Origin of the sequence: Cupriavidus sp. UGS-1, from assembly GCF_021213615.1 — a bacterium.
GTDB lineage: Bacteria > Pseudomonadota > Gammaproteobacteria > Burkholderiales > Burkholderiaceae > Cupriavidus.
Map to the genome: position 1 here is coordinate 16,432 of NZ_JAJQJF010000001.1, position 25,546 is coordinate 41,977.

Genomic DNA, 25,546 nt, shown 5'->3' on the forward strand with positions numbered 1-25,546 from the left:
AGCTTGCGATCGCGCGGGCCACCATTGCAGTTTGTCCGACAAGCCGGTACGGCGCGGCCACCAGCGGATGTCAGACTAACACCGGTATGGCGGCGCCTGGCGCTTGCATAGAATGGGGTCTATTCAGGGCAGCAACGCCCGCCGCGGCGGCAAGGGCCGCGGCGCCTGTCTCATTTCCACCATTCCGGTCAAGGGTTTCAGCGGCCGGCATCAGTCAAGCCTATGCCTCACATCCTGATCGACGACGACGACGAGAACACCTGTGCAGCGCTGGCCGAGATCGCCGCGGCGGAGGGCTTCACCGCGGCCACCGCGGGCGACCTGCGCGAAGCGTGCCTGCAGATCGGCTGGCAGATGCCCGATGCGGTGCTGGCCGATCTGAAGCTGCCCGACGGCGACGGCAAGGATCTGTTCAACGAAGTCGGCTCGGCCGGCGTCGATATCATCCTGATGACCGGCTACGCCAGTGTCGAGAGCGCCGTCGAGGCGCTGCGCCTTGGCGCGACCGACTACCTGGTCAAGCCGATCAACGTGGCCCGCCTGCAGACGGTGCTCAAGCGCATCGCCACCACGGGCGACCTGAAGGCGGAGGTGCGCTCGCTGCGTGGCGAGCTGCGCCGCTACGGCCGCTTCGGCCGGCTGCTGGGCAGCTCGGAGGCGATGCAGGCGGTCTATGACCAGATCAGCAAGGTCGCGCCCACCGAGGCCACGGTGCTGCTGGTCGGCGAAAGCGGTACCGGCAAGGAGCTGGCCGCGCAGACGGTGCACGAGCTGTCGCCGCGCCGGCGCCAGCCCTTCCTCGCCGTCAACTGCGGCGCGATCTCGCCGAACCTGATCGAATCCGAGATGTTCGGCCACGAGCGCGGCAGCTTCACCGGCGCCGAGCGCCAGCACAAGGGCTATTTCGAGCGCGCGGCCGGCGGCACGTTGTTCCTGGACGAAATCACCGAGATGCCGATCGAGCTGCAGGTCAAGCTGCTGCGCGTGCTCGAGGCCGGCACTTTCATGCGTGTGGGGACCAATCGCGAGCTGCGCGCCGACGTGCGCGTGGTCGCGGCGACCAACCGCAATCCGGAGGAGGCGGTCGCCGAAGGCAAGCTGCGTGCGGACCTGTATCACCGTCTCAACGTGTTCCCGATCGAACTGCCGCCGCTGCGCACCCGCGGCGACGACGTGGCGCAGCTGGCCGGGGCCTTCCTCGATCAGCTCAACGCCGAACACGGCACGCAGCGCCGCTTCGGGCCGGACGTGCTGGCCAATCTGCGGCTGCATTCGTGGCCGGGCAATGTGCGCGAGCTGCGCAACTTCGTGCAGCGCGCCTTCATCATGGCCGAGGACGACGTCATCGCCGAATCGCCGGTGCCGTTGCAGGCTGCCGCCTCGCAGGTGCCCGCCACCGCGATCGTCACGGTGCCCGTCGGCATGTCGCTGGCGGACGCGGACCGCGAGCTGATCTTCGCCACGCTGGAGCAATGCGCCGGCGTCAAGAAGCACGCGGCGGAGATCCTCGGCATCAGCCTGAAGACGCTGTACAACCGGCTCGAGGAGTACGCGGCCGGCGGCAAGTTGCCGGAGTCGTTCAAGACCTCCGGCAATGGCGCCAACAGCGGAACCAACAGCGGCGCGCACGAGCGCCCGCCCGCCGCCAGCTGACCCTGCACGAGACTGTCCTGCCCGCCCCCCACCACCGAAGCCTCGGGCTGGCCCGAGGTATGCTTCGGCTCGGAAATCCGGCCCACCGCAATGGCGCGGGGACCCTGAGATGACCCAAACCTCCATGTCCAAGCGACCTCTCCCCTCCAGCCGCGCCGATGCGGAAAACGGTGGCCAATCCGGTGGCCAGTCCGGCGGGGCGGGCACCGAACACTGGGTGCCGGCGACTGTCGATGCCACCTCGGAAGTCACGACGCTGATCGACCAGGTGTCGCACGATCTGCGCTCGGCGCTGAACGGCGTCCAGAGTTGGGCCTACGTGCTGGACCATTCGCTGGACGCGCCCACCGCGTCGGTGCAACGGGCACTGGCGGGCTTGCGTACCGCGATGCAGCAGCAGGTCGCGCTGATCCAGCATATGGAAGAGGCGGTGCGGTTGCTGGCTGACGAGGCCGAGCCGCAATGGCAGGCGGTCGATCTCGCGGCCGCGATGGCGCAGGCGATGGAGTCGGTCAAGCCGGCCGCCGAAGCGCGCCGCGTCACGCTGGCCGATGTGCTGGTGCACGAAGACCGCGGCGGCCGCGGCGATGTCCTCGTGCTGGCGGACCCGCGACGGCTCGAGCCGATGCTGCGCCATCTGGTGTTGCATTGCCTGAAACAGGCGCGCAACGGCGACACCATCGACGCGCATCTCGAACCGATGGACGACCAGGTGAAGCTGCGCCTCACCGAGAGCCGCGCGACATCCGATCGCATCAAGGAGCGCCTGTCGGTACTGTCCGAGTTTTTCCGGCGCGACGTGGGCAACGCCGGCGCCGCGCCGGCGCGCCAGAGTTCGGCGCTGCTGCTGGCGCGCCGCATGGCGGAGCTGCATGGCGCGACGCTGGGGGCTGAACCGTCGACCCAATGCGAGCAGGACGGCGACAGCGCCTGCATCGCGGTGACCTTTCCGCGCGTGCCGCCGGCGGCCGCGGCGGCAGGCCATGAGCCGCCGTTCGGTCCGTCCGCGGGTCCGGCCTGACGGACACCGCAGGGCCTGACGCGCACCAGGTCCAGCGCTGTTTCCCGGCTGCTGGATCCGCCTTTTTTCCCGCCCTTCCTCTGTCGTTTTCTCCCCTTCTTTTTTCCCGCCTTCCCCCCTTTTCACACGCGCGCACCGGCCGCTCGCGACGCCAGTACTTTTTACGTGCGATGCACTTTGTGCAACGCCGAGTGCTGTCGTATGCGCCGCTTGCGCGCCGGTCCCGGCATCTTCGCTTCTGGCCCGTCGCTTGCATCTGTTTCGCTATTCCAAACGAGCAGGAGCCGATGATGCAGAAGGCCAAGACCGGGTCCGCACCCGCCCATGGATCCGCCGCGAAGTCTGCCTCCGCCAGCGCGGCAAAGCCGGGCAAGAAGGCCGACCGGCAGGACGACGTGAAACAGAGCGACGCCTGTACGTATCAGCAGGCGGTCGACGAATCGGTGGAGATGACCTTCCCGGCGAGCGACCCGATTTCACCGAGCGCCGCCATGCATGCCGAGAAGGAGACCAGCACCGACGTGGACGACACCGACTGGGAAATCGAACCGGGCAGCGCGCATCAGCCCGAGGGCACGCGTCCCGCGGCCGAGCGCAAGGGCGCCGCCAAGGGGGCCGCCAAGTCTGCAACGAAATCCACGTCGAAGGCCAAGTCCTGATGCCAGCCTGGCTGGCGTCGCGACCGCCGAACGCCATGCCGAATTCGATTGCCGATCCATCGCTCGCCAAGCGGGTGTCTGCCAACCGATTCGAAGGAGCCAGCATGTCCCTGATCATCGCCGGACGCTTTGATACGTTCGCCCAGGCCGAGGCGGCGGCGGGCCAGTTGTTTGCCCGCGGTTTCGCCGAGGACGACGTGACCCTGTTCTTCGTCAATCCCCCGGGGCAGCACGGACGCTTCCCGCTCGGCGGCGACGTGGCGGTCGATGCGGGTACCCGCAAGGCAGGGGCGGGCGCGGGCCGCGGCATCGTGTTCGGCGCCATCGCCGGTGCCGTGATCGGCGCGGTGGCGCTGGCGCTGATGCAGGCCTCCGTGCTGGTGCTGGCGCTGGCCACGGGCCTGGGCGCCTACCTGGGTTCCCTGGTCGGCGCGCTGTCGATGACGCGCGACCCCGACCGCGTCTCGAACGCGCCCGATCCCAATCGCCAGGTCAAGACCGAGCGCGATGCCGGCGTGCTGCTGGCCGTGCATGTCAATCCCGATACGCGCGAGACGGCCGCCGAGGTGTTGCGCCAGGCCGGCGCCAAGGACGTCGAGCGCGCCTACGGGCGCTGGAGCGAAGGCCGCTGGGTCGATTTCGACCCGCTCGCGCCGCCGGTACCGGCCAGCCGTCCGTGAGGCTTGCCGGTTCAATGCGAGCCGCGGCCGCGGCGATCAGGGGCGCGAGCGCGCCGTTGTGTCAACCGATAACCGAAGCAGGAGCCGCCAATGAATCCACTGGACAGAGACCCGCGCGATCCGCGAGACATCAGAGACCCACGCGATCCCCGCGACCCGCGTGACATGCGCGATCCCGCCGCGGCACGCGCGCCTGCCGGCGCGACCATCGTCGGCGACGTCGATACCAATGCGAGCGGGCCCGGCCCATTCGTGATGGCCGCCGATACCTTGGAAGGCAACAGCGTGATCGGACCGGCCGGCGAGGACCTCGGCACCATCGACCACATCATGCTCGACGTGCAGGGCGGCCGTGTCGCCTATGCGGTGCTGTCGTTCGGCGGCTTCCTCGGCATCGGCGAGAAGCTGTTCGCGGTGCCGTGGTCGGCGCTGACGCTGGACACGCGTCGCAAGTGTTTCGTGCTGGGGGTCGACAAGGACAAGCTGAAGGCCGCGCCCGGCTTCGACAAGGACCACTGGCCGGCGATGGCCGACCCCCAATGGGCGACCAGCATCCACCAGTACTACGGGACCTCGCCGTATTGGAAGGAGGACTCGTACGATCCGTGGGCATGATGGCCCGCCTGATGCCCCGGTTGAGGCCTCCTTGAGGCCTCCTTGAGGCCCCCTTCAGGCCCCATACCGTCTGCTGACTGTCGTTCCCGCGAGCGCGGGAACGACGGCGGTGGCCAACGACAGAGACCGCTATGCGCGCTTGCGCTGCGGGCTGCGCGATGCGCTGTCGCTGCCGGCGCGTTTGGCCGCGGTTTTCTTCGTGGACGACGACGCCTTGCCGGACTTGGCCGCGCTCTTGCGGCTGCTTGCCGGCTTGGCCTCCTTTTCGTCCTTGGCCCCGGCTGATTTACGCGCGGTCTTGCGCGCGCCCGTGCTTCGCTTGCGCGGTGCTTTCTCTTCCTGCTGCTCGTCCGCTTCCTCGTCCTGCGCCTCGTCGCGTGGCTCGTCGCGTGGCTCGTTACGCCGCTCCCCGCGCGTACCGCCGCGATCGCCCCTGCGTTTGATGCTTTCCTTCAGCAGCGCCATCATGTCGATCACCTCGGCGGACTTGCGCGGTTCCTCGCCGCCTGGCTCGGCCGGCGTCAGCAAGTGGGTCTTGCCTTCGGCGATCTTCCCCTCGATGCGCTCCATCAGGTCGTCGCGATAGGTATCGCGATAGGCCTCCGGGTTCCAGTCCTCCTGCATGTCCTCGACCAGCCGGGTCGCCATCTCGATCTCGCGCGGGCTGACGCCCTGCTGCTTGCCGCTGCTCTTGGGCAGCTTCAGCTCGTCCATCGGCAGCACTTCCTCGGCCCAGCGCATGGTGTTGAGCACCAGCGCATCGCCGAGCACCAGCACCGCGGCCAGATGCTGGCGGTTGTGGATCACCACCAGGGCCAGCGCCGCGCGCCCGGTGCGGCGCAGCGTCTCGCGCAGCAACGCGTAGCCCTTCTCGCCGCGCCGGTCCGGCTCGAGATAGTAGGGCGTCTCGAAGTAGTACGGCGGGATCTGGTCGGCCTGCACGAAGCTGACGATATCGACGGTCTGCGTCGCCTCGACGTTGGCCTGGCGGAAGTCCTCCGGCGACAGCAGCACGTATTCGCCCTTCTCGTACTGATAGCCCTTGACGATATGGTCCTTGTCGACCGGCTTGCCGGTCTTCTTGTTGATGCGCTGGTAGCCGACCGGCGCCATGTCGCGCTCGTCGAGCCAGTCGAAGTCGAGCGCGTTGTCGCGCGCGGCCGCCTTCAGCACGACCGGGATGTTGACCAGGCCAAACGAAATGGCGCCTTTCCAGATGATGCGCGGCACTGGGCAGCTCCGGCTCAGGCCCGCTGCGGCGGAGGCGGCGGCACGTCGCCCGGCGGCGGATCGATGACGGGCTCGTGCGGATCGATCGGCGGCACCTCGGGTTCGGGCGTCCTGGGCGGCTGGTCCGGGGTTTGATCCGGTTCTGGCGTGGTGTGCATTCGTTTCTCCGTGGAAGCGTTCGGACTGGCGGCCGCGCCGGTGCCGACCGGGTGCGCCAATGGCGAATGCAGCGGCGGTGGCGCACCAGCGCCGGTCGTGGCATCCGAGCCGCCATCGCTGCGGCCATCGCCGCGGCATTCGTCGAGCAGGCGCGAGAGCACCTCCAGATCGACCGGCTTGGTCAGGTGGTCGTCGAAACCGGCGGCCTGCGTGCGCAGCTTGTCGCCGGGCTGGCCGTAGCCGGTCAGCGCGACCACCTTCATCGTCTGCAGCTCCGGTATCGCGCGCAGCCGCTGCGCGATCTCGAAGCCGTCCATGCCGGGCATGCCCAGGTCGAGCAGCACCAGCTCGGGCTTGTACTTGACCGCGCGCACGATCGCGGCGGCGCCGTCGAGCGCGGTGATCACGGTATGGCCGAGCGCTTCGAGCGTCATCGCCATCGCCTCCAGCGCGTCGACGTTGTCGTCGACCACCATCACCGTGCGCGGCTTGCCGGCCGGCGCCTGCCGTCCGCCCAGCGTCGGCTGCCAGCTGCGCCACGGCTGCATCGGCAGCTGCACGATGAAGCTGCTGCCATGGCCGGGCCCGTTGCTCTGCACCGACAGCTGGCCGCCATGCATGCTGACCAGCCGATGGACCAGCGACAGGCCGATGCCGGGCCCATTGCCGCCGGCCACGGCGATATTGCCGTTGGCGCCGTCGCGCTCGAAGGTCTCGCGCAGGCCCTGCAGCCGTTCGGGCGACATCCCGGTACCGTTGTCGGTGATCCTGATGGTGACCATGCCTTGATCGGCCTGGGCTTCGATCGACAGCAGCCCATCGGGCGGCGTGTACTTGGCCGCATTGTTCAGCAGGTTGCCGAAGATCTGCGTCAGGCGCACCAGGTCGCCGCGCACCGGCATCGGCCCCTCGGGCACCGACAGGCGCAGCTGATGGTTGCGCGACTCGATCAGCGGGCGGACCGTCTCGACCGCGGTGTTCAGCGCGGAACGCAGCTCGACCAGGTCGTCGCGCAGTGTGATGGTGCCGCGCGTGAAGCGCGAGATATCGAGCAGGTCGTCGACCAGCCGGGTCAGGTGATAGAGCTGGCGGGCGATGATGTCGCGCGCCTTGAAGCTGTCCTCGCGCGAGGGCGCGCAGTGCATCAGCAGATCGGCGGCGCTGCGCATCGGCGCCAGCGGGTTGCGCAGTTCGTGCACCAGCATCGCGAGGAAATCGTCCTTGCGGCGCTCTTCCTCGCGCAGCATCTTCTCGGCACGCTTCTGCTGCGTGATGTCCTCGCACACGCCGACCACGCGGTAGAACTCGCCGCTGGCGTTGTTGACCGGGAAGGCGCGCGCGCGCACGTCGCGGGTCTGGCCGTCGGCGTGGACCAGCGCGAACTCGAGGTCCATATGGCCATCGCGCAGCATCGCGTCGCAGGCAGCGCGCACGCGTTCGCGATCGGACTCGGCGACCCAGCCGAAGCAGGCGCTGCCGTGCCGATGCAGGTCTTCGACCGGACGGCCCGTCAGCGTGACGAAGGCCGGACCGACGAACAGGAACTTGCGCTCCTGCGGATCGAAGATCCACAGCACGTCGGACAGGTTGTCGGCCAGCTGGCGGAACAGGAACTCGTTGTCGCGCAGCGCCTGCGAGGTCCGGTGGTAGGCCTCCTCGGCTCGCCGCAGCCGCAGCAGCGCCTTGACGCTGGAGACCAGTTCCTCCGGCTCGACCGGCTCCACCAGATAGCTGTCGGCACCGTGGTCCAGCGCCTCGACCCGGTAGCGCGGGTCGCTGGCCGATCCCGACGTATGCAGGATCAGCGTGCGGCAGCTTTGCGGGTCGTCCTTGATGATGCGGCAGACGTCCAGGCCGTCGATGTCCGGCAGCTTCATGTCGAGCAGCACCAGGTCCGGCGCATAGCGGCGCACCAGCGACAGCGCCGACTCGCCGGTCGACGCTTCCAGCACCGCATAGTCCGCTCGGCGCAGGATGCGGCTCTTGATGTAGCGCGAGCCCTCGTTGTCGTCGACCACCAGCACCAGCGGCCGGTTGTCGCGGGAATCGGACGACGTTCTTGTTTCGATCGGACTCATGCTGTCCTCGCCATCGGCAGGCGTGCGGCGTGGCAACGAGGTGGCAGGTCGGTTTTTGCGTTCGGCGCAATCTTGCCGCCAACGCGGTTTGTAATAATTACCAATCTAGCTCTCCAACACTTGTAGTTGATGCAAAGCCACTTTTGAGGCGGAATTCGCTCGATAAGTGGCTTTAGCGGCGCTGCGCCTGACCGGAGTGGGCCTCCGCGCTGGGGGCGGTGCCGCCATGCGGGCCGCTGGGCCGGACCTCGGCCGCTTTCTGCGAGACCTCGCTGGGCGGCGTGGTGCCGGACGGCTGCGCGCCCTTGCCGAAGCGGGCGGCGATCTGGTCCTGCACGCGCGCCAGCGCGTCGGCCTGCTGTTTGGCGACCTCGGCCTCCTTGGCCTTGCGTTCGTCGGCGGCGCGCTGCTGTTCGGCGGTGGGCGCCGGCAGGCGGGCCTGCGCGGGGGTCCAGGCGAGCGCCGTCATCAGCGCCAGGGCGGCAAAGTGGGCAATGCGGATCGTGGTCCGAGGGGTTGTCATGGTGGCTCCCGGTTCGTGCTTGCGTCGTCGTTCCGTCACGCGTCCGGCGCTGCAATGCGCGGACGCATGTGTCCGAAGTGGCAAGAACCATGCCCTCGTTTGTCCGACACGGGGGAGCCGCATGATGCACTGCGGGGGTGGAACGGCGGCGGGGCGCCGGTCCGGGGGGCTTCAGCCGTTGCCGAGGCGCCGGATCGCCGCGGTCAGCGTCTGCCTGGTGCTGCCGTAGTCCGCCCAGGGATCGGCGTGCTCCATCTCCTCGATGCGCGCCAGGGCGTTGGCGATGGTCCATTGCGCGCCCGAGCGCAGCGATGGCAGCTCGTCCCAGCTGCACGGGATGGACACGCCAAGGCCCGGCCGCGCGCGCGCCGAGAACGCGGCCACCGTGGTGGCGCCGCGCCCGTTGCGCAGGTAGTCGATGAAAATTTTGCCGACGCGGTTGCGCGGACCGCTCTTGGAGACGAAGCGCTGCGGGATGGTCTTTGCCATATGCACGACCAGCTGCTGGGCGAAGTCCTTGACCTCGTCCCAGCCGAGCCGGCGCGTGATCGGCACTACCACGTGCAGGCCCTTGCCGCCGCTGGTCTTCAGGAAGGCCGTCAGCTCGAGCTCGTCGAGCATGCCCTTGGTCAGCGCGGCCGCCTCGACCACATGCTTCCAGGGCACGCCCTCTCCGGGGTCCAGGTCGAAGATCACGCGATCGGGCTTTTCGATCTGGCGCTTGTCGGCGTTCCACGTATGGAACTCGATCACGTTGAGCTGCGCCGCGGCGACGATGCCGGTCTCGCTGGCGACCTCGATCATCGGCGGGTGGCCCGGCCACAGCGACGGATCGAGGCGGTTGACGCCGGCGATGTTGAAGGTCTCGGCATGCTTCTGGAAGAACAGTTCGCCGCCGACGCCGGACGGGCCGCGCAGCACCGCCAGCGGCCGGCCGCGCAATTCCGGCAGCATGCGCGGGGCGACCGCCTCGTAGTAGCGCACCAGGTCGCCCTTGGTCGCGCCGGTCGACGGATCGATGACGCGATCGGCATGGCTGACGCGGACGTTGCCGATCTGCTGGCGGCCGGAGGAGGACTTCGTCGCGGCAGCGGGTCTGGCCGATCGCGACGTTTCCGCGGTCTCTGGCTCGTCGGCCTTGCCCGGCTTTCTGGCGGACTTCGCCGGTTTGTCGTCCTGCTTCGTCTTGTCCTTCGTCTTATCGTTCGCCTTCCGCTCGGAGGCCACCGTTTTTCCCTTGCCCACGGTCTTCCCTGGAGCGGGCATCGCCTTCTCCTTGCCGATTGCGCTGGCGCTCTTGTCGGACCGCAGTCCATGGAAGACCGCATGGCGGATCAGTCCGTCGCGCGTCCACGAGCCGAACGACACCTCGGCGACCGCCTTGGGCCGAACCCAGATGCCCTTCACGCCCTTGGCGATTGCCGGCATCTTGTCGAACGGGGAGGCATCGGTGCGCAGGGCATCGAGCTTGGCCCGGATCGTATCGAGCGTCTTCGTGTCGAAGCCGGTGCCGACCTTGCCGGCATAGATCAACCGGCCCGATTCGTCGTGGATGCCCAGCAGCAGGGCGCCCAGACCGTTGCGCGTGCCCTTGGGCTCGGTGAAGCCGCCGATCACGAACTCCTGCCGTTCGCTGCATTTGAGCTTGATCCAGTTCGGCGAGCGCGCGGACACATACGGCGCATCGACGCGCTTGCCGATCAGCCCCTCGAGCCGCAACCGGCAAGCCGCGCTGAGGATCTCCTCGGGGCCTGCCTCGAAGCTCTCGCTGAAACGCAGATGCGCCGACACGTTGTGTTCTTCGAATACCCGCCGCAGCAGGTCGCGGCGCTCGACCAGCGCGACCTGGCGCAGATCGTGGCCGGCATAGTACGGGACGTCGAACACGAAGAACTGGATCGCATCGGTGCGGTCGCTGTCGAAGGCGTTCTGCAACGCCTGGAAATCGGTGCTGCCGTCCTTGTCGACGACGACGATCTCGCCGTCGAGCCAGGCCGACGGCAGATTCAACGTGCCGAGTTCGCGCGCCAGCGTCTTCAGCTTCGACGTCCAGTCGTGGCCATTGCGCGTGAACAGCTTGACGTCGCTGCCGTCGATGCGGGCCAGCAGGCGATAGCCGTCGAACTTGAGCTCGTAGATCCAGTTCTGCGCATCGGCGGGCGCGCCTTGCACCAGCGTCGCCAACTGCGGCGCCAGCGTCAGCGGCAGTGCGGCGCGGCGCGCGCCGGGTGGAAGCCGGATGGCGCTGGCCGCGGACCGCTTGCTGGCGGCAGTCTTGCCGCTGGCCGCCGATTTGCCGGAGGCTGTTTTCTTCGCGGCTTTGGTTGCCGCGGTCCTGGTTGCGGTCTTGGTTGCCGTATTGGTCGAGGGCTTCGGCGCGGTCTTCGACGATGCCTTGCGCGCGCGCGCGCCGTCCGTCTCCAGCGCGCCACCGCCCAGTACGCTGTCCGGCATCGCCTCGGTGATATCGAACTCCGCCGCCGGCCGCGCCGCGTCGTCGCGCTCCTTGATCAGCAGCCATGGCTCCTGCCGTTCGTCCCGGCCGCGCATCCGTACCAGTGTCCAGGCCCCATGCAGCTTCTCGCCCTGCAACTCGAACTTGAGCTTGCCGTCGCGATAGCCCTGATGCGGATCGCCGATCGGCAGCCAGGTGCCGCGGTCCCAGACGATCACGGTGCCGGCGCCGTACTGCTTTTCGGGGATCACGCCTTCGAAGTTCGCATATTCGAGCGGGTGGTCCTCGACGTGGACGCTCATCCGTTTGTCGGCCGGGTCCAGGCTTGGACCCTTCGGAATGGCCCAGCTCTTGAGCGTGCCGTCGAGTTCGAGGCGGAAGTCGTAGTGCAGGCGGCGCGCCGCGTGTTTCTGCACGACGAACGACAGCGCTTCGGCGGTTTTCGCCGCGGCACGCTGGGCGACCGCGCGGCCGGCCGGTTCCGCCGTCGTGCCAAAGTCGCGCATCGTGCGATAGCGCTGCAGCGGGTCGGGATTCGCGCCTCGCGCCGCGCGCGGTGCCGCCGGACGCGCGGCGGCGCGCGACGTCGACCGTGTGCCCGAGCCTTTGGCCGCGGCTGCAGGGGTCTGCCTGCCGGTTCGCTTCGCTGCGGCCTTGGCCGGCTGCTTTGCTGCTCGCTTTGTCGCCATTGCGGCCGCTCCTCGATCGGAACACGCGGAATTGCGTGGCCCTGGTCCTTCGCGTCAAGCGCGGCATTTGCATTGCCGTGATTTCGCTTGAGATTTCGCTTGAGATTTCGCTTGTTAGTTCGCTTATAGGCAATCGGAATGCGGCGATCCATCGGCCACCGTCCTACATCCGGCAATGACCGGAACGATCGCCACCATGGCGGGATAGCGGGGCGAGCGGATCCGCATGACGAACAGCGGGCATGTTGCCGCGCTATGGGCGCTGCCGCACAGACGCCGCCGTGCACATCCTGCATGGCCGAGTAAAAAGTACGAGCCAGACGCATCGCGCCGTGTTGACCGGCGATATGGCCGCGTGTCGCCGCGGCGCGGCCTGCGGTGATTGCCGCGAGCCATTGCGTCGCCGTGGCGCGCGGCGAAGCGTGTCGGCCGCGCGTGGAAGACCTGTTGTTTCTGGCATGCGTTTCGCGTCATGGGCGGCGTAGGCCGGGTCCTGCGCGGGGCATCGCCGTGCCGGCAGGGCCTGATCACGAACCCGCCTGGCGTGGCCGCGGGCGTGCCGCCAACGCGCGCGCCATCGCGGCATGCATGGGCCGTCTCAGGAGTGAACAACATGACGAAACACCACCTCGTACGTAGCGCGCTCGCCGCGCTGGCATTGACCGGTTCCTGCGTCGCGCTGGCGCAGGTGCCGGGTGACCGCGGCGCTGCCACCGGCACCGCGCCGGGTACCGCACCGGCGGGCCAATACGATCCCGCCAATCCGGCCGCGGCAGGCACGCGCGATCCGTACAGCAGCGGCGCGCGCGTGGGCGACAAGTTCGATCCGTATACGCAGGGCACCAACCAGCCGACGCAGCAGTATCTGGCGCCGGCGGGCACGCAGCCGATGCCGATGAGCGGCAGCTACGACGCGCGCATGGAGAATCACGACACGCACTATCACGACCTGTCGACGCTGGGCTCGCGCGTCGGCAAGCGCAGCCAGTTCCTCGACGGAGGTTGATCGGCCGGCTGCATCGATTCGAGTACCGGGGACAGCAAGGAGCGCGGCGGGCATCGGCCCGCCGCGCTCCTGTCGTTTCAACGAGGCCGCCACTGAATGCTGTCGATCGGTGTCCCTCTATCGCTGCGGCGGAAACACGTACCACGAACCGTCGCGATGACGGAAGAAGACGATCGACAGCCGTTTTCCCGCGCGTTCGAAGCCGATGCACGCATAGGGCACGCGGCCGCTGCCGGTATGTCCGAAACGGGTGACCCGGCATGGGTGGCTGGCCGACAGCGGCAGCCATTTCTGCGCGGCCTCGCGCAGGGTCGTCGTCTTGCCTTGCATCGCACGCTCCCCTTGATGTTGGTAACGCGATGCCGCGCTCGCGAACGCAGCACGGCGGCGCGATCTCGCGTTCTTGCTTACCAGCGTAGGAGCGACGGCGCGCGCGGCACGTCGGCTTGATCCGCGGCGCGGCCTCGGCGATCGGCGGATTGCGTTGTCAGCGAATGACCACAGCGATGCCGTGAGGAATTTTCACGGGTCGTAAGAAGGGGAGGGAAGGGGAAGAAAAAAGGGACGCGGATGCGTCCCTTTGCTGCCGATGGAAGGCAGCCGATCATCGGCAATTACCGCTCGCGGTTCTGGCCCGACTGGCCGCCGGAGGACTGCTGCCCAGGCTGGCCGCTGGTGCCGGACTGCTGTTGTTGCTGGCCGCCGCTCTGGCCGCCCATGCCGCTCTGCTGGCCGCTCTGCCTGCCGCCTTGCTGCTGCTGGCCGCCTTGGCCGCTTTGGTTACCCATTCCGCCCTGCTGGCCGCTCTGGCCGCCGCCTTGCTGCGACTGGCCGCCCATGCCGCCCATGCCGCCTTCGCTCTGGCCCATGCCGCCCTGCTGACCGCCCTGGCGACCGCCTTGCTGTTGCTGACCGCCCTGGCCGCTTTGGTTACCCATTCCGCCCTGCTGGCCGGTCTGGCTGCCGCTCTGCTGATGCTGCTGAGACGATTGGCCACCCTGGCCCATGCCACCCTTTTCGGTGCCGCCTTGCTGCGCCTGCGGTTGCTGTTGCTGTTTCATTGCTGGTCTCCATCAGCGGCGAAATGCCGCGCCTTGGTGTCGTGCAATGGGCGTGCCACCGCGCCGCAACATGATTGCAAGCCGGGCGCCCGGGCATGAGACGACGCAGGTATGGCGTTTGCGTGTCGTCGATGGTCAACATTCGGTCAGGGGAGGGCATATGACCAAGCAACCGACGCATCCGGAACGTGAACCTCGGCAGGGTCAGGCCGGCGGACGGCCGCAGGGCGAGACGACGGGAGAAAGAACGGCACAGGGAACCAGCGAGGGTCCGGGACCGCTGGCCGAGAAGTCGCAGCCGGACCCCGGCACGCTGCCGCAGAAGGGCGGCGGCGAACCGATGCCGCGCCTGCCGCACGAGCGCGACGAATCGCATCAGAGCCAGCACACCGGCAGCCGGCCGGTGGGACGTCAGGCCGCGCGCGATATCGAGCGCGGCCTCGAGGAAACCGATCTGTACGGCTCGCGCGGGCGCCGTGGCGGCGCGGCCTCGGAGGACAACGATTGAGCCTAGTACGGCAATGACAGCCGATGCCGGCTCTGCCAATTGTCGACGTAGCGCTTGACCAGACGTGCATCGCCGCGAATCAGGATGCCGTTCTCGGTGTTGCGTTCCTCGGCCGATTTGGTGAAGTTGAACGAGCCGGTGAAGACCGCCTCGCCGTCGAAGATCATCACCTTGTTGTGCGCGATGGCGGGGCGCGAATCGATCATCACCTCGATGCCCTGGTGCTTCAGGAAGGTGGCGCTGGTATAGCGCTCGGACACCTGGCTCTTGTCCAGGATCACGCGCACATCGACCCCGCGCTTGCGCGCCTGCATCAGCGCCTCGGCGATCGGCTTGCTGGTGAACGAATACGCCTGTACCAGCACGCTGCGCCGCGCATTGCGGATCGCGTCGACCAGCATGGCCTGGCAGCTCTCGCCATCGGGCGTGAAGCACAGCGCGTAATTGGCGCCGTCAGCGAAGCTGCGCGCGCCGTCGGCGGGGGCTATCGGCACTTCGCCGCTGCGGGGCAGGATGCGCGCGGACGCGGCGGGCGCCAGCAGTGAAGAAGAAAGCAGAACGGACAACAGGGCGCCGGCGACGATGGCGGGCGCGCGAAACACAAAGGACATGAGACAGCGTGAATGCGTTGCCGCGGAGCGCGCCGCTCGCGGCAACGGTAGCCAATTGAATAACGAATCGAAATGGAAACGTTGCGAGGCGGGGAAGTTAGCAGCGCGAGCACGCAAAGGCAAGGCGGTTGGAACGGCGCGGCCCGGCTGCCTATGATGAAACGCGCGCCGGCACATGCCGACGCCGATCGGTTATCCCAACCCAGGCGCCATCAGCCCGGCGCCCAACCCTTGGAGGCAAGCGATGTCGAATCACACCTACAAGCTCGTCGAAATCGTCGGCACGTCGCCCGACGGCACCGATGCCGCGATCCGCAGCGCGCTCGCCAAGGCGTCGGAGACCATCAAGAACATGGACTGGTTCGAGGTGGTGGAAATGCGCGGCCATATCGTCAATGGCCAGATCGCGCACTACCAGGTCACGTTGAAAGTCGGCTTCCGCGTCGAATGAGCGTGCCGCACGGCTGGCGCCGCGCATGCCGCGGCCGCCGCCGCCGTGTTGGATTCCTTCCTTCCTTTCTTCCTTCCTTTGGTGTTCCTCGCTGCTGCCTGACTGTTCCGCTGAAGCGGCGCGCGGCTTGCGGTTTCACTTCCATCTCTGCAGGGGCGCCCGGGCTCCCGCCTTGACCCCGGAACCCCACGGGTGTACCCTCTGCATTGTTGTTCATTCTGCGAATTGAAGTTCGTATAGCGAACATCGGCAACAACAAGAGTCCGCATGACGGACCATCGTTTGACTGCTAGGGCCTTTATGGGCGCCGCCACGGCGCGCCCGGAACCACGCCAGGCAGAACCCTCCGGAGACGACGCTTCCAGCGGCCGCCCGACACGTCGGGCGGCGGGCTCCGGCCGGTCCGGCCAGGCCATCTCGACTGGAACGCAATTGATCAACAAGCTCTTCGACTCGGTGGAATCGGCGGTGGCCGACATCCATGATGGCGCGACCATCATGATCGGCGGCTTTGGCCTCGCCGGCATGCCGGCGCAACTCATTGATGCGCTGATCGCCCAGGGCGCGCGCGACCTGACCATCGTCAACAACAACGCCGGCAACGGCGAAACGGGCCTGGCCGCGCTGCTCAAGGCCAAGCGCGTGCGCAAGATCATTTGCTCGTTCCCGCGCCAGGTCGATTCCTACGTGTTCGATTCGCTGTACCACGCCGGCCAGATCGAGCTGGAACTGGTGCCGCAGGGCAACCTGGCCGAGCGCATCCGCGCCGCCGGCGCCGGCATCGGCGGCTTCTTCACCCGCACCGCCTACGGCACGCCGCTGGCCGAGGGCAAGGAAACCCGCATCATCGACGGCCAGGGCTATGTGTTCGAGTCGCCGATCCACGCCGACTTCGCGCTGATCAAGGCCGACACCGCCGACCGCTGGGGCAACCTGACCTACCGCAAGACTGCGCGCAACTTCGGCCCGATCATGGCGATGGCCGCCAAATGCGCGATCGTGCAGGTCAGCCGCGTGGTCGAACTGGGCGAACTGGACCCCGAGCACATCGTCACGCCGAGCCTGTTCGTCAAGCGCGTCGTCAAGGTCGACGCCGCTGCCGCAGACAACGCCGCGGCCAACGCCGCCTGACGCGCGGACGCGCCCAACCCGCATCGAAGAGAGAAGCGATATGCAACGCCTGACCCGCGATCAGATGGCCGCCCGCGTGGCCCGAGACATTCCGGACGGTGCCGTGGTCAACCTCGGCATCGGCCTGCCCACCCTGGTCGGCAACCATCTGCCGGCCGACCGCGAGATCCTGCTGCACAGCGAGAACGGCCTGCTGGGCATGGGCCCGGCGCCCGCGCCCGGCGAGGAAGACGGCGACCTGATCAACGCCGGCAAGCAGCCGGTCACGATCAAGCCCGGCGCCTCGTATTTCCATCACGCCGATTCGTTCGCGATGATGCGCGGCGGCCATCTGGACTACTGCGTGCTCGGCGCGTTCCAGGTGTCGGCCACCGGCGACCTGGCCAACTGGCACACCGGCGCGCCGGGCGCGATTCCCGCCGTCGGCGGCGCGATGGACCTGGCGATCGGCGCCAAGCAGGTGTTCGTCATGATGGAACACCTGACCAAGCAGGGCGAGAGCAAGATCGTTCCCGAATGCACGTATCCTCTGACCGGCATCGGCTGCGTGACCCGCGTCTACACCGACCTGGCCACCATCGACGTGACCCCGGACGGCCTGGTCGCCCGCGACCTGGTCGAAGGCCTGTCGTTCGACGAGCTGCAGCGCCTGACCGGCGTGCCGCTGAAGCAGGCGCAGCCCGCTTGATGCCCCGCCTGATGCACCATCCGATGGCGACGGATCGCAGTTGCTGCCGATACCGCCGCCACCACCACTGAAACCAAGGACGAGACACCATGACCGAAGCCTTTATCTGCGACGCGATCCGCACCCCCATCGGCCGTTACGGCGGCAGCCTGTCCGCGGTGCGCGCGGACGACCTGGGCGCGGTACCGCTGAAGGCGCTGATGGCGCGCAATCCGAACCTGGACTGGAGCGCGATCGACGACGTGATCTACGGCAACGCCAACCAGGCCGGCGAAGACAACCGCAACGTTGCGCGCATGTCGCTGCTGCTGGCCGGCCTGCCGCAAAGCGTGCCCGGCGCGACCATCAACCGCCTGTGCGGCTCGGGCATGGACGCGACCGGCACCGCCGCGCGCGCGATCCGCGCCGGCGAAGCCGGGCTGATGATTGCCGGCGGCGTCGAGAGCATGAGCCGCGCCCCGTTCGTGATGGGCAAGGCCACCACCGCGTTCTCGCGCGACGCGCAGATCTTCGACACCACCATCGGCTGGCGCTTCATCAACCCGGCGATGCGCGCGGCCTACGGCGTGGACTCGATGCCCGAGACCGCCGAGAACGTCGCCACCGACTACAAGATCAGCCGCGAAGACCAGGACCTGATGGCGCTGCGCAGCCAGGAAAAGGCCTCGCGCGCGCAGGCCGACGGCACGCTGGCGCAGGAAATCACCGCGGTCACGATCCCGCAGAAGAAGGGCGATCCGATCGTCGTCGAGCGCGACGAGCACCCGCGCGCCACCAGCATGGAAGCGCTGGCCAGGCTCAAGGGCGTCGTACGTCCGGACGGCACCGTGACCGCCGGCAACGCCTCGGGCGTCAATGACGGCGCCTGCGCGCTGCTGCTCGCCAGCGAGGCCGCCGCGCGCCAGCACGGCCTGACGCCGAAGGCCCGCATCGTCGGCATGGCGACCGCCGGCGTGGCGCCGCGCGTGATGGGCATCGGCCCGGCGCCGGCCACGCAGAAGCTGCTCAAGCAGCTGGGCATGACGATGGACCAGATCGACGTGATCGAGCTGAACGAAGCGTTCGCCGCGCAGGGGCTGGCGGTGCTGCGCGAGCTCGGCGTCGCCGATGACGATGCGCGCGTCAATCCGAACGGCGGCGCGATCGCGCTGGGCCACCCGCTCGGCATGAGCGGCGCGCGCCTGGTGACCACCGCGATGTACCAGCTGCATCGCACCGGCGGCCGCTTCGCGCTGTGCACGATGTGCATCGGCGTGGGCCAGGGTATCGCGATGGTGATCGAGCGCGTCTGAGCGGCGCCCGCATTCGCAGCGCCGAGAGGACGCTCGAGCCGCTCAAGCCGCTCCATCCGCTCAAGTTTTGCGGCGCGCCTGCCGTTGACCAAGGCAGGCGCCGACGCTCAGCGCTGCGACAGATTTCCCAACGCAGTTGGTGCGGCCGGGCCGACTGGCTCGCCGGTCCGCCGCACGCTTTCTTTGCGCCCGAATTTGCGCTGAACTTCTGCTGAATCTTCGCAGTACCGGTTCCATACCGGCATGGAGTAATCGGATGTCTCTTCCCGTTGCCACGCTCGTCACCGGCGCCAGTTCCGGCATCGGCCGCGCCATCAGCGAAATGCTGCTGGCCGACGGCGTGACCCGCGTCGTCAATGTCGACTATGCCGCCCCGGGCTGGTCGCATCCCAACATGACCTTTTTCCAGGCGGACCTGACCGACGCCGCGGCCACGCGCGCTGCGGCTGCCGAGGTGACGTCGCGTTTCGCCATCACGCGCCTGGTCAACAATGCCGGCGCGACCCGTCCCGGCACCGCCGATAGCGCGACCGTCGAGGATCTCGACTACGTGGTCGGCCTGCACCTGCAGGCGAGCCTGCTGTTGACGCAGGCCTGCCTGCCGGCAATGCGCGCCGCGGGCTTCGGCCGCATCGTCAACATGGCCTCGCGCGCGGCGCTGGGCAAGCCCGAGCGCGTGGTGTACTCCGCCACCAAGGCTGGCATGGTCGGCATGACGCGCACGCTGGCGATGGAGCTCGGCGGCGACGGCATCACCGTCAACGCGGTTGCGCCCGGGCCGATCGCCACCGAATTGTTCCGCCGCAGCAATCCCGAGGGCAGCGAGCAGACCAAGCGCATCCTGGCCAGCATCGCGGTCAAGCGCATGGGCACGCCCGAGGACGTGGCGCGCGCCACGCTGTTCTTTCTCTCCCCCGAAAATGGTTTCGTCACCGGACAGGTGTTGTACGTCTGTGGCGGTACCACGCTGGGCGTCGCACCGGTCTAGGCGCGGCCCTATTACAAGTCGTGGCCCGCATGGACGGCCACCGAGGAAACTCCCTGGAGCATACGATGAAGTTCAAGTCGCAACCGTCGCAGGCGCGCCGCCGCCTGCTGGCCGCCGGCGTCGCGCTGGCTACCACGTTCGCCGGCGTCTCCGGCGCTGCCTACGCGCAGGATGGCTATCCGACCAAGCCGATCACGATGATCGTGCCGTTCTCGGCCGGTGGCACCACCGACATCCTGGCCCGCATCGTCGGCCTGCAGCTGGGCAAGGCGCTCGGCCAGCCGGTGGTCATCGAGAACCGTCCGGGCGCGGGCGGCAACATCGGCGCCTCGCTGGCGGCCAAGGCGCCGGGCGACGGCTACACGCTGTTCATGGGCACCATCGGTACGCACGCGATCAACCAGTCGCTGTACTCGAAGCTGCCGTACGACCCGGTCAAGGACTTCGCGCCGATCACCCGTGTCGCGATGGTGCCGAACCTGGTGGTGGTCAACCCCAACGTGCCGGCCAAGAGCGTCAAGGAGCTGATCGCCTACGTCAAGGCCAATCCGAACAAGATCAGCTACGGCTCGTCGGGCAACGGCTCGTCGATGCATCTGTCGGGGGAACTGTTCAACTCGATGACCGGCCTGAACATCCAGCACGTGCCGTACAAGGGCAGCGCCCCGGCGGTCAACGATCTGCTGGGCAACCAGATCGGCCTGATGTTCGACAACCTGCCGTCGTCGTACCAGCACGTGAAGGCCGGCAAGCTGCGCCCGCTGGCCGTGACCTCGGCCAAGCGTTCGCCGGCGCTGCCTGACGTGCCGACCGTCGCGGAAGCCGGCGTGCCGGGCTATGAAGCGACGTCGTGGTTCGCGCTGTACGCCACTGGCGGCACGCCCAAGGCCATCGTCGATCGCCTGAACGCCGAAGTGGTCAAGATCCTGGCCATGCCCGACGTGCAGAAGCAGATGGCCGGTCAGGGCGCCGAGCCCAACCCCGAGAAGCCGGAACAACTGGCTGCCTTCATGAAGACCGAAGCGGCCAAGTGGGCCAAGGTCGTCAAGGCCTCGGGCGCGACCGTGGACTGATCGTTGCGGATGCCGCGCCAGGTTCGCGCGGCGCAACGACGGGAAAGCCGGCCTTCGGGCCGGCTTTTTCATGGCCGTCGCTTTTTGGGGCCGGTATAATCCGCGGCTTTCAGCGCAGCTTCCGGCCGGCATCCCCATGCCACGCCCGAACGCCGGACTGCACTCCGATTCGCCTTCCCCTGTTTTTTCGTCGCAACGCGGTTGCGAGCGCGCGCGGCGCCCTCCATAGACCAGACCCATGCTTTCCTTGCGCCAGCAATGGTTCGGCAATATCCGCAACGACCTGCTCGCCGGCACCGCCGTCGCGCTTGCGCTGATCCCCGAAGCCATCGCCTTTTCCATCATCGCGGGCGTCGATCCGAAAGTCGGCCTGTACGCGTCCTTCTGCATTGCCACGGTCATTGCCTTCGCCGGCGGACGGCCTGGCATGATCTCGGCCGCCACCGGCGCGATGGCGCTGGTAATGGTCACCCTCGTCAAGGAGCACGGCCTGCAATACCTGCTGGCCGCCACCGTGCTGACCGGCGTGCTGCAGATCCTGGCTGGCCGGCTGCGGCTGGGCGTGCTGATGCGCTTCGTGTCGCGCTCGGTGATCACAGGCTTCGTCAATGCGCTGGCGATCCTGATCTTCATGGCGCAGCTGCCAGAACTGATCGGCGTCAGCTGGCACGTCTACGCGATGGTGGCCGCCGGCCTGGCGATCATCTATCTGCTGCCGCGGATCACGCGCGCCGTGCCGTCGCCGCTGGTGACGATCGTCGTGCTGACCGCGGTGTCGATGCTGCTCGGGCTGGACATCCGCACCGTCGGGGACATGGGCCAGCTGCCGGACAGCTTGCCGATGTTCCTGCTGCCGCAGGTGCCGCTGAACCTGGAGACGCTGGCAATCGTGCTGCCGTATTCGGCGACGCTGGCGGTGGTCGGGCTACTCGAATCGATGATGACCGCGGCCATCGTCGACGACATGACGGACACGCCCAGCGACAAGAATCGCGAATGCATGGGGCAGGGCGTGGCCAATATCGCCGCCGGCCTGCTGGGCGGCATGGCGGGCTGCGCAATGATCGGGCAGTCGGTGATCAATGTGAAATCCGGCGGCCGCGGACGGCTGTCTACCTTGGTGGCCGGCGTGCTGCTGCTGGTGATGGTGGTGTTCCTGGGCGATTGGGTTGCCCGCATTCCGATGGCGGCGCTGGTCGCGGTGATGATCATGGTGTCGATCGGCACCTTCAACTGGGCCTCGATTCGCCGCCTGCGCGAGCACCCGCCCAGCTCCAGCATCGTGATGATTGCCACGGTCGCGGTGGTTGTGATGACTCACGATCTGGCCCGCGGCGTGCTGGTCGGCGTGTTGCTGTCGGGCGTGTTCTTCGCGTGGAAGGTGGGCAGGATGCTGGATGTCGCGTCGTCGCTGGAGGGCGGCGTGCGTGTCTACACGGTGACGGGCCAGGTGTTCTTCGCCTGCGCCGACCAGTTCGTCCGCGCCTTCGACATCAAGGAAGAGGTCAAACGCATTCGGATCGATGTCAGCCGGGCTCACTTCTGGGACATCACCGCGATCGGGGCGCTCGACAAGGTCGTGCTCAAACTGCGGCGGGCCGGAATCGACGTCGAGGTCGTCGGGCTGAACGCGCCCAGCGCAGCGATGGTCGAGCGCTTTGCATTGCACGACAAGGGCGGGGATGTCCGGGAATTGCCGGCGCACTGATCGCCGGCACTGGCTGCCGGCACGGGTCGCCGGCACGGGTCGCCGGGAGCGGCGGCAAAAAAAAGCTCGCGACTGGCAGCGAGCTCGAGTTCCGGCCCACCCGGGCAGGAGGAGACATCGTTGGGAGCCGCGGCAGCGCGGCTGCCTCGGCTTGGGCGTCGGGCGGGCTCGGGTCTTGGCCTGGGCCTTGACTCGGCCTCAGTTCAGGCTGACCTTGACCACCTGTTCCTCGACGCCGACAAAGCGGACCAGCTGGCGCAGCCCGCTGGGATACTCCTTGATGTGATGGCCGACCGGGGTATCCGGCAGGCGGTAATAGATGGCGCTGGACGGGGCGGCGCTGGTTGGGGCGGCGATTCGGCCTTCCACTGCGGAGGGACCGTCGCCTTCCCACGGAATATCCCGCTCCTCGGCGAGATCGTGCGATCCGGGCATGGCGGCTGTTCCTGATCAAATGCGGCTTTGTCTCCAATGTATTGCAGCGCCAGCCGATTTGCTATTTCACCTTTTTTAATTCTGGCCTAGCCATCGGCTCCATTTGTCATATTGCGAGCAATAGGGTGCAGGGCCGAGCCGATGGCTTGCGCGCCGCCTCCATGCGCTACCATTGGCGCTTTGCGCGCATTCCGGCGCGCATTTCGCTCCCATCGTCCGCATGTCGATCCAGCACGCCCTTCTGACCTCGTTGATGGAGAAGCCCTCGTCAGGCTACGAACTGGCGCGGCGCTTCGACAAGTCGATCGGCTATTTCTGGCACGCCACCCACCAGCAGATCTATCGCGAACTCGGCCGCATGGCCGAACGCGGCTGGATTGCCGCGCAGGACGACGAAACGGACGCGCGCAGCCGCAAGAAGGTCTATCGTGTGCTGCCGGCGGGGCGGGAGGAGCTGGTGCGCTGGGTGCTGTCGCCGACGGCCGGGCTGGACCAGCGCGACGAGATCCTGGTCAAGCTGCGCGCCGACGCGGTGGCCGGCCCGCTCGGACTGGGCGACGAGATGCGGCGGATGATCGCGTTGCACGAAGAACGGCTGGCAACCTATCGCGCGATCGAGCAGCGTGACTTCGCCGCTCCGCACCCGGACCGCGCCCAACAGCTGCGGCATGCGCTGCTGCGCCGCGGGATCCGTTACGAAGAGGATTGGGTGGCGTGGGGCACGGCGGTGTTGCCGTTGCTGGAGCCGGAGGGCGGGCGGTAGCCCGCGCGGCAATGGTGTTGTTGCCCGCCATCGCCGCACCAGGATGTCGATATGGAATGGGACTTCGCTAACCGATACCGCAGATCGCTGCCACCCGCAGTCGAATCTCTTTGAGTTCCTGTTCGGTCGCGCATTGCCCATCATAGCGGGCACTTCGGGCGATCCAATCCAACGTGGTGATTTGATCCGGCAAGGCCGCGCATTCGCGCGGCATGCCCGATATACGCACTTGCATGCGGGCACGAGCGGTGCCGGCGGGCGCGAGAGAGGTCGTCAGCGGAACCCCGATAAAGCGCTTTGTCGGGCCGTTGATTCCTGCCGGCGACAACACCAGTATGGGCCCGAAGCCCGCTTGTTCATGTCCCTTCGTTGGATCGAGGCTCATCCACCAGATTTCACCCGCTTGGGGAACTCGATGCTGAACGTCGGCCGTTGCGAACGCGCCGATTGCCGTGCCGCTCGTCGTGGTTGATCGCATAGACAATCATCAGTCGTTATCAGGATTGCCCGCGGCACCAAATTCATTGCCTACCGGAGCTCCCCAATCAACGGTAGCCTCGACCTCATGCCCGGCTTGCAGTTCGAGGATGAACTCCTCCAGCGAGAAGGAAGGCTCGGCCTTCTTCTCCAGGACCAATTTCCCCTCAAGTACCGTCGCCTCTATCACCGCGTTCTCAGTGATATTTGCTTCTTCTGCCAAGTACGACGGAATGCGAAGAGCAAGACTGTTGCCCCAACGCTTCACTGTCAATGCGGTCATTAGCTGTTCCTCCACTTTCAAACTTCGCGCGTGAGGAGAGCCCCCCGTGATCTGGTCGTCATGTTCGGGGAGCGGGACCGCAGGCTATATCGCAGACAGCTCCATTCTTTTGCTCCACCGTCAACCAATTCATAACTTTGGTAACGGGACGGCTGCGGTGCGGCGTCCTCACGTATCTACAGTGTAGATACGTGAATAGGGGGTGTCAATCTGGCTCACTGCAATGGAGACGGGGGCCAGGACGGTCCCCCGTCCGGTTTCGTTTACACCAGATCCCTCACCCCAACGCCCGCGCCGACGTCAGCCAGCCCCAGCCGGCGGCGGGCCAGCGCGTATTCCTCGGCGAAGCGGTCGACCAGGTCGGCGGCGGGTACCACGCGCTTGATCGCGCCGACGCCCTGGCCGGCGCCCCAAATGTCCTTCCACGGTTTGACCCGGTTCGAGCCGAAGTTCATCGCGGTCGGGTCGGACGCGGGCAGTGCTTCCGGGTCGAGGCCGGCGTTGACGATGCTCTGGCGCAGGTAGTTGCCGTGCACGCCGGTGAACAGGTTCGAATAGACGATATCGCCGGCCGTGCTGTCCACGATCATCTGCTTGTAGGCCGGCTGCGCGTTGGCTTCCTCGGTGGCGATGAAGGCAGAGCCGATATACGCGAGGTCGGCGCCCGCGGCCTGCGCCGCCAGGATGCCGTTGCCGCTGGCGATGGCGCCCGACAGCAGCAGCGGACCATCGAACCATTCGCGGATTTCATGCAGCAGCGCAAACGGGGACTGCGTGCCGGCATGGCCGCCGGCGCCCGCGGCGACCGCGATCAGGCCGTCGGCGCCCTTGTCGATCGCCTTGTGGGCGAACGTGTTGTTGATGATGTCGTGCAGCACGATGCCGCCATACGAGTGCACCGCCTGGTTGACCTCGACACGCGCGCCCAGCGAGGTGATCACGATCGGTACCTTGTAGCGCACGCACAGCTCCAGGTCGTGCTCGAGACGGTCGTTCGACTTGTGCACGATCTGGTTGACCGCGAACGGAGCCGACGGGCGGTCCGGATGCCTGGCGTCGTGCTCGGCAAGCTCGGTGGTGATGCGGTCCAGCCATTCCTCCAGCAGCGAGGCCGGCCGTGCGTTCAGCGCGGGGAAGGAGCCGACCACGCCGGCCTTGCACTGCGCGATCACCAGATCGGGATTGGAGATGATGAACAGCGGCGAGCACACCACTGGCAGGCGCAGGCGTTGCAGGAGCGGAGGAAGGGACATGGCGGCCTCGGTTCGTAAAGAAGGGTTGTGTTCGATGGATGGCTGCAATCGATGGC

Annotated in this window: 26 protein-coding genes; 15 read left to right on the plus strand and 11 right to left on the minus strand. The window is 67.5% G+C overall.

Annotated elements, in window-relative coordinates:
- The first annotated feature begins 222 nt into the window (after nt 1-222).
- The 5 genes from LRR16_RS00085 to LRR16_RS00105 all read left to right on the plus strand — a co-directional run bounded on the left by LRR16_RS00085 (nt 223) and on the right by LRR16_RS00105 (nt 4,628).
- Nucleotides 223-1,653 carry a sigma-54 dependent transcriptional regulator gene (locus tag LRR16_RS00085; RefSeq protein ID WP_232204309.1) on the plus strand — a complete coding sequence of 477 codons (1,431 nt, stop codon included), beginning with the start codon at nt 223-225 and terminating at the stop codon, nt 1,651-1,653.
- A 124-nt stretch (nt 1,654-1,777) separates the two neighbouring features.
- Complete coding sequence (locus LRR16_RS00090; protein WP_232204310.1) at nt 1,778-2,674, plus strand: sensor histidine kinase KdpD; 897 nt, start codon at nt 1,778-1,780, stop codon at nt 2,672-2,674.
- Nucleotides 2,675-2,961: 287 nt separating this feature from the next.
- Nucleotides 2,962-3,333 carry a hypothetical protein gene (locus LRR16_RS00095; protein WP_232204311.1) on the plus strand — a complete coding sequence of 124 codons (372 nt, stop codon included), beginning with the start codon at nt 2,962-2,964 and terminating at the stop codon, nt 3,331-3,333.
- 104 nt (nt 3,334-3,437) lie between these two features.
- On the plus strand, nt 3,438-4,013 hold the full coding sequence (locus LRR16_RS00100; protein ID WP_043437069.1) for a hypothetical protein: 576 nt from the start codon (nt 3,438-3,440) through the stop codon (nt 4,011-4,013).
- Nucleotides 4,014-4,178: 165 nt separating this feature from the next.
- Nucleotides 4,179-4,628: a PRC-barrel domain-containing protein gene (locus LRR16_RS00105; RefSeq protein ID WP_006578623.1), complete on the plus strand. Its 450-nt coding sequence runs from the start codon at nt 4,179-4,181 to the stop codon at nt 4,626-4,628.
- Between the two features lie 129 nt (nt 4,629-4,757).
- Here LRR16_RS00105 and LRR16_RS00110 read toward each other — a convergent pair whose 3' ends face one another.
- From LRR16_RS00110 to ligD, 4 genes are all read right to left on the minus strand, one after another.
- Nucleotides 4,758-5,858, minus strand: a complete 1,101-nt coding sequence (locus LRR16_RS00110) for a Ku protein (RefSeq protein WP_232204312.1) — start codon at nt 5,856-5,858, stop codon at nt 4,758-4,760.
- A 14-nt stretch (nt 5,859-5,872) separates the two neighbouring features.
- The gene (locus LRR16_RS00115) at nt 5,873-8,095 is read right to left on the minus strand and encodes a response regulator (protein WP_064577328.1); all 2,223 of its coding nucleotides are present in this window, start codon (nt 8,093-8,095) and stop codon (nt 5,873-5,875) included.
- Nucleotides 8,096-8,267: 172 nt separating this feature from the next.
- On the minus strand, nt 8,268-8,618 hold the full coding sequence (locus LRR16_RS00120; protein WP_043437056.1) for a hypothetical protein: 351 nt from the start codon (nt 8,616-8,618) through the stop codon (nt 8,268-8,270).
- A 171-nt stretch (nt 8,619-8,789) separates the two neighbouring features.
- Nucleotides 8,790-11,762: a DNA ligase D gene (gene ligD / locus LRR16_RS00125; RefSeq protein ID WP_232204313.1), complete on the minus strand. Its 2,973-nt coding sequence runs from the start codon at nt 11,760-11,762 to the stop codon at nt 8,790-8,792.
- Nucleotides 11,763-12,375: 613 nt separating this feature from the next.
- Here ligD and LRR16_RS00130 point away from each other — a divergent pair.
- On the plus strand, nt 12,376-12,768 hold the full coding sequence (locus LRR16_RS00130; protein ID WP_006577742.1) for a hypothetical protein: 393 nt from the start codon (nt 12,376-12,378) through the stop codon (nt 12,766-12,768).
- A 117-nt stretch (nt 12,769-12,885) separates the two neighbouring features.
- Here LRR16_RS00130 and LRR16_RS00135 read toward each other — a convergent pair whose 3' ends face one another.
- Both LRR16_RS00135 and LRR16_RS00140 read right to left on the minus strand, forming a co-directional pair.
- A complete protein-coding gene (locus LRR16_RS00135) occupies nt 12,886-13,098 on the minus strand; it encodes a hypothetical protein (protein ID WP_006577743.1) in 213 nt (70 codons plus the stop codon).
- Nucleotides 13,099-13,382: 284 nt separating this feature from the next.
- Entirely contained in the window at nt 13,383-13,829 is a 447-nt protein-coding gene (locus LRR16_RS00140; RefSeq protein WP_006577744.1) for a hypothetical protein, read from the minus strand.
- A gap of 160 nt (nt 13,830-13,989) precedes the next feature.
- Here LRR16_RS00140 and LRR16_RS00145 point away from each other — a divergent pair, with 160 nt between their 5' ends.
- Entirely contained in the window at nt 13,990-14,337 is a 348-nt protein-coding gene (locus LRR16_RS00145) for a hypothetical protein (RefSeq protein ID WP_006577745.1), read from the plus strand.
- 2 nt (nt 14,338-14,339) lie between these two features.
- On the opposite strand, the gene LRR16_RS00150 is transcribed toward LRR16_RS00145, so the two are convergent.
- The gene (locus tag LRR16_RS00150) at nt 14,340-14,948 is read right to left on the minus strand and encodes a phospholipase D family protein (protein WP_082928726.1); all 609 of its coding nucleotides are present in this window, start codon (nt 14,946-14,948) and stop codon (nt 14,340-14,342) included.
- 244 nt (nt 14,949-15,192) lie between these two features.
- On the opposite strand from LRR16_RS00150, the gene LRR16_RS00155 reads away from it, so the two are divergent.
- From LRR16_RS00155 to LRR16_RS00185, 7 genes are all read left to right on the plus strand, one after another.
- Nucleotides 15,193-15,399, plus strand: coding sequence for a dodecin (locus LRR16_RS00155; RefSeq protein WP_053824425.1), 207 nt, complete (start codon nt 15,193-15,195; stop codon nt 15,397-15,399).
- Nucleotides 15,400-15,831: 432 nt separating this feature from the next.
- Nucleotides 15,832-16,530: a 3-oxoacid CoA-transferase subunit A gene (locus tag LRR16_RS00160; RefSeq protein ID WP_006577747.1), complete on the plus strand. Its 699-nt coding sequence runs from the start codon at nt 15,832-15,834 to the stop codon at nt 16,528-16,530.
- A 40-nt stretch (nt 16,531-16,570) separates the two neighbouring features.
- The gene (locus LRR16_RS00165) at nt 16,571-17,218 is read left to right on the plus strand and encodes a CoA transferase subunit B (RefSeq protein WP_006577748.1); all 648 of its coding nucleotides are present in this window, start codon (nt 16,571-16,573) and stop codon (nt 17,216-17,218) included.
- A gap of 89 nt (nt 17,219-17,307) precedes the next feature.
- The gene (gene pcaF, locus LRR16_RS00170; RefSeq protein WP_023264891.1) at nt 17,308-18,510 is read left to right on the plus strand and encodes a 3-oxoadipyl-CoA thiolase; all 1,203 of its coding nucleotides are present in this window, start codon (nt 17,308-17,310) and stop codon (nt 18,508-18,510) included.
- Between the two features lie 256 nt (nt 18,511-18,766).
- Entirely contained in the window at nt 18,767-19,498 is a 732-nt protein-coding gene (locus LRR16_RS00175) for an SDR family NAD(P)-dependent oxidoreductase (RefSeq protein WP_006577749.1), read from the plus strand.
- A gap of 65 nt (nt 19,499-19,563) precedes the next feature.
- Nucleotides 19,564-20,571, plus strand: coding sequence for a tripartite tricarboxylate transporter substrate binding protein (locus LRR16_RS00180; protein ID WP_232204314.1), 1,008 nt, complete (start codon nt 19,564-19,566; stop codon nt 20,569-20,571).
- 238 nt (nt 20,572-20,809) lie between these two features.
- A complete protein-coding gene (locus LRR16_RS00185; protein ID WP_232204315.1) occupies nt 20,810-22,279 on the plus strand; it encodes a SulP family inorganic anion transporter in 1,470 nt (489 codons plus the stop codon).
- A 198-nt stretch (nt 22,280-22,477) separates the two neighbouring features.
- Here the strand turns inward: LRR16_RS00185 and LRR16_RS00190 are convergent, their stop codons facing one another.
- Nucleotides 22,478-22,714 carry a hypothetical protein gene (locus tag LRR16_RS00190; RefSeq protein ID WP_006577752.1) on the minus strand — a complete coding sequence of 79 codons (237 nt, stop codon included), beginning with the start codon at nt 22,712-22,714 and terminating at the stop codon, nt 22,478-22,480.
- 220 nt (nt 22,715-22,934) lie between these two features.
- Here LRR16_RS00190 and LRR16_RS00195 point away from each other — a divergent pair, with 220 nt between their 5' ends.
- Nucleotides 22,935-23,477 carry a PadR family transcriptional regulator gene (locus tag LRR16_RS00195; RefSeq protein WP_023264889.1) on the plus strand — a complete coding sequence of 181 codons (543 nt, stop codon included), beginning with the start codon at nt 22,935-22,937 and terminating at the stop codon, nt 23,475-23,477.
- Between the two features lie 67 nt (nt 23,478-23,544).
- Here the strand turns inward: LRR16_RS00195 and LRR16_RS00200 are convergent, their stop codons facing one another.
- From LRR16_RS00200 to LRR16_RS00210, 3 genes are all read right to left on the minus strand, one after another.
- A complete protein-coding gene (locus tag LRR16_RS00200) occupies nt 23,545-23,955 on the minus strand; it encodes a type II toxin-antitoxin system PemK/MazF family toxin (RefSeq protein WP_232204316.1) in 411 nt (136 codons plus the stop codon).
- Nucleotides 23,956-23,964: 9 nt separating this feature from the next.
- Nucleotides 23,965-24,237, minus strand: coding sequence for an AbrB/MazE/SpoVT family DNA-binding domain-containing protein (locus LRR16_RS00205; RefSeq protein ID WP_053824417.1), 273 nt, complete (start codon nt 24,235-24,237; stop codon nt 23,965-23,967).
- Between the two features lie 263 nt (nt 24,238-24,500).
- Nucleotides 24,501-25,490 (minus strand): nitronate monooxygenase family protein, encoded by a 990-nt coding sequence (locus tag LRR16_RS00210; RefSeq protein WP_006577756.1) that lies wholly within the window; start codon nt 25,488-25,490, stop codon nt 24,501-24,503.
- Nucleotides 25,491-25,546: the final 56 nt, after the last annotated feature.

Excerpts from the sequence above, each read along its gene's own strand:
- LRR16_RS00085 (WP_232204309.1), top strand. The coding sequence starts at position 223 with ATGCCTCACATCCTGATCGACGACGACGACGAGAACACCTGTGCAGCG.
- LRR16_RS00090 (WP_232204310.1), top strand. The coding sequence starts at position 1,778 with ATGTCCAAGCGACCTCTCCCCTCCAGCCGCGCCGATGCGGAAAACGGT.
- LRR16_RS00095 (WP_232204311.1), top strand. The coding sequence starts at position 2,962 with ATGATGCAGAAGGCCAAGACCGGGTCCGCACCCGCCCATGGATCCGCC.
- LRR16_RS00100 (WP_043437069.1), top strand. The coding sequence starts at position 3,438 with ATGTCCCTGATCATCGCCGGACGCTTTGATACGTTCGCCCAGGCCGAG.
- LRR16_RS00105 (WP_006578623.1), top strand. The coding sequence starts at position 4,179 with ATGCGCGATCCCGCCGCGGCACGCGCGCCTGCCGGCGCGACCATCGTC.
- LRR16_RS00115 (WP_064577328.1), bottom strand. The coding sequence starts at position 8,095 with ATGAGTCCGATCGAAACAAGAACGTCGTCCGATTCCCGCGACAACCGG.
- LRR16_RS00120 (WP_043437056.1), bottom strand. The coding sequence starts at position 8,618 with ATGACAACCCCTCGGACCACGATCCGCATTGCCCACTTTGCCGCCCTG.
- ligD (WP_232204313.1), bottom strand. The coding sequence starts at position 11,762 with ATGGCGACAAAGCGAGCAGCAAAGCAGCCGGCCAAGGCCGCAGCGAAG.
- LRR16_RS00130 (WP_006577742.1), top strand. The coding sequence starts at position 12,376 with ATGACGAAACACCACCTCGTACGTAGCGCGCTCGCCGCGCTGGCATTG.
- LRR16_RS00135 (WP_006577743.1), bottom strand. The coding sequence starts at position 13,098 with ATGCAAGGCAAGACGACGACCCTGCGCGAGGCCGCGCAGAAATGGCTG.
- LRR16_RS00140 (WP_006577744.1), bottom strand. The coding sequence starts at position 13,829 with ATGAAACAGCAACAGCAACCGCAGGCGCAGCAAGGCGGCACCGAAAAG.
- LRR16_RS00145 (WP_006577745.1), top strand. The coding sequence starts at position 13,990 with ATGACCAAGCAACCGACGCATCCGGAACGTGAACCTCGGCAGGGTCAG.
- LRR16_RS00150 (WP_082928726.1), bottom strand. The coding sequence starts at position 14,948 with ATGTCCTTTGTGTTTCGCGCGCCCGCCATCGTCGCCGGCGCCCTGTTG.
- LRR16_RS00155 (WP_053824425.1), top strand. The coding sequence starts at position 15,193 with ATGTCGAATCACACCTACAAGCTCGTCGAAATCGTCGGCACGTCGCCC.
- LRR16_RS00165 (WP_006577748.1), top strand. The coding sequence starts at position 16,571 with ATGCAACGCCTGACCCGCGATCAGATGGCCGCCCGCGTGGCCCGAGAC.
- pcaF (WP_023264891.1), top strand. The coding sequence starts at position 17,308 with ATGACCGAAGCCTTTATCTGCGACGCGATCCGCACCCCCATCGGCCGT.
- LRR16_RS00175 (WP_006577749.1), top strand. The coding sequence starts at position 18,767 with ATGTCTCTTCCCGTTGCCACGCTCGTCACCGGCGCCAGTTCCGGCATC.
- LRR16_RS00180 (WP_232204314.1), top strand. The coding sequence starts at position 19,564 with ATGAAGTTCAAGTCGCAACCGTCGCAGGCGCGCCGCCGCCTGCTGGCC.
- LRR16_RS00185 (WP_232204315.1), top strand. The coding sequence starts at position 20,810 with ATGCTTTCCTTGCGCCAGCAATGGTTCGGCAATATCCGCAACGACCTG.
- LRR16_RS00190 (WP_006577752.1), bottom strand. The coding sequence starts at position 22,714 with ATGCCCGGATCGCACGATCTCGCCGAGGAGCGGGATATTCCGTGGGAA.
- LRR16_RS00195 (WP_023264889.1), top strand. The coding sequence starts at position 22,935 with ATGTCGATCCAGCACGCCCTTCTGACCTCGTTGATGGAGAAGCCCTCG.
- LRR16_RS00200 (WP_232204316.1), bottom strand. The coding sequence starts at position 23,955 with ATGCGATCAACCACGACGAGCGGCACGGCAATCGGCGCGTTCGCAACG.
- LRR16_RS00205 (WP_053824417.1), bottom strand. The coding sequence starts at position 24,237 with ATGACCGCATTGACAGTGAAGCGTTGGGGCAACAGTCTTGCTCTTCGC.
- LRR16_RS00210 (WP_006577756.1), bottom strand. The coding sequence starts at position 25,490 with ATGTCCCTTCCTCCGCTCCTGCAACGCCTGCGCCTGCCAGTGGTGTGC.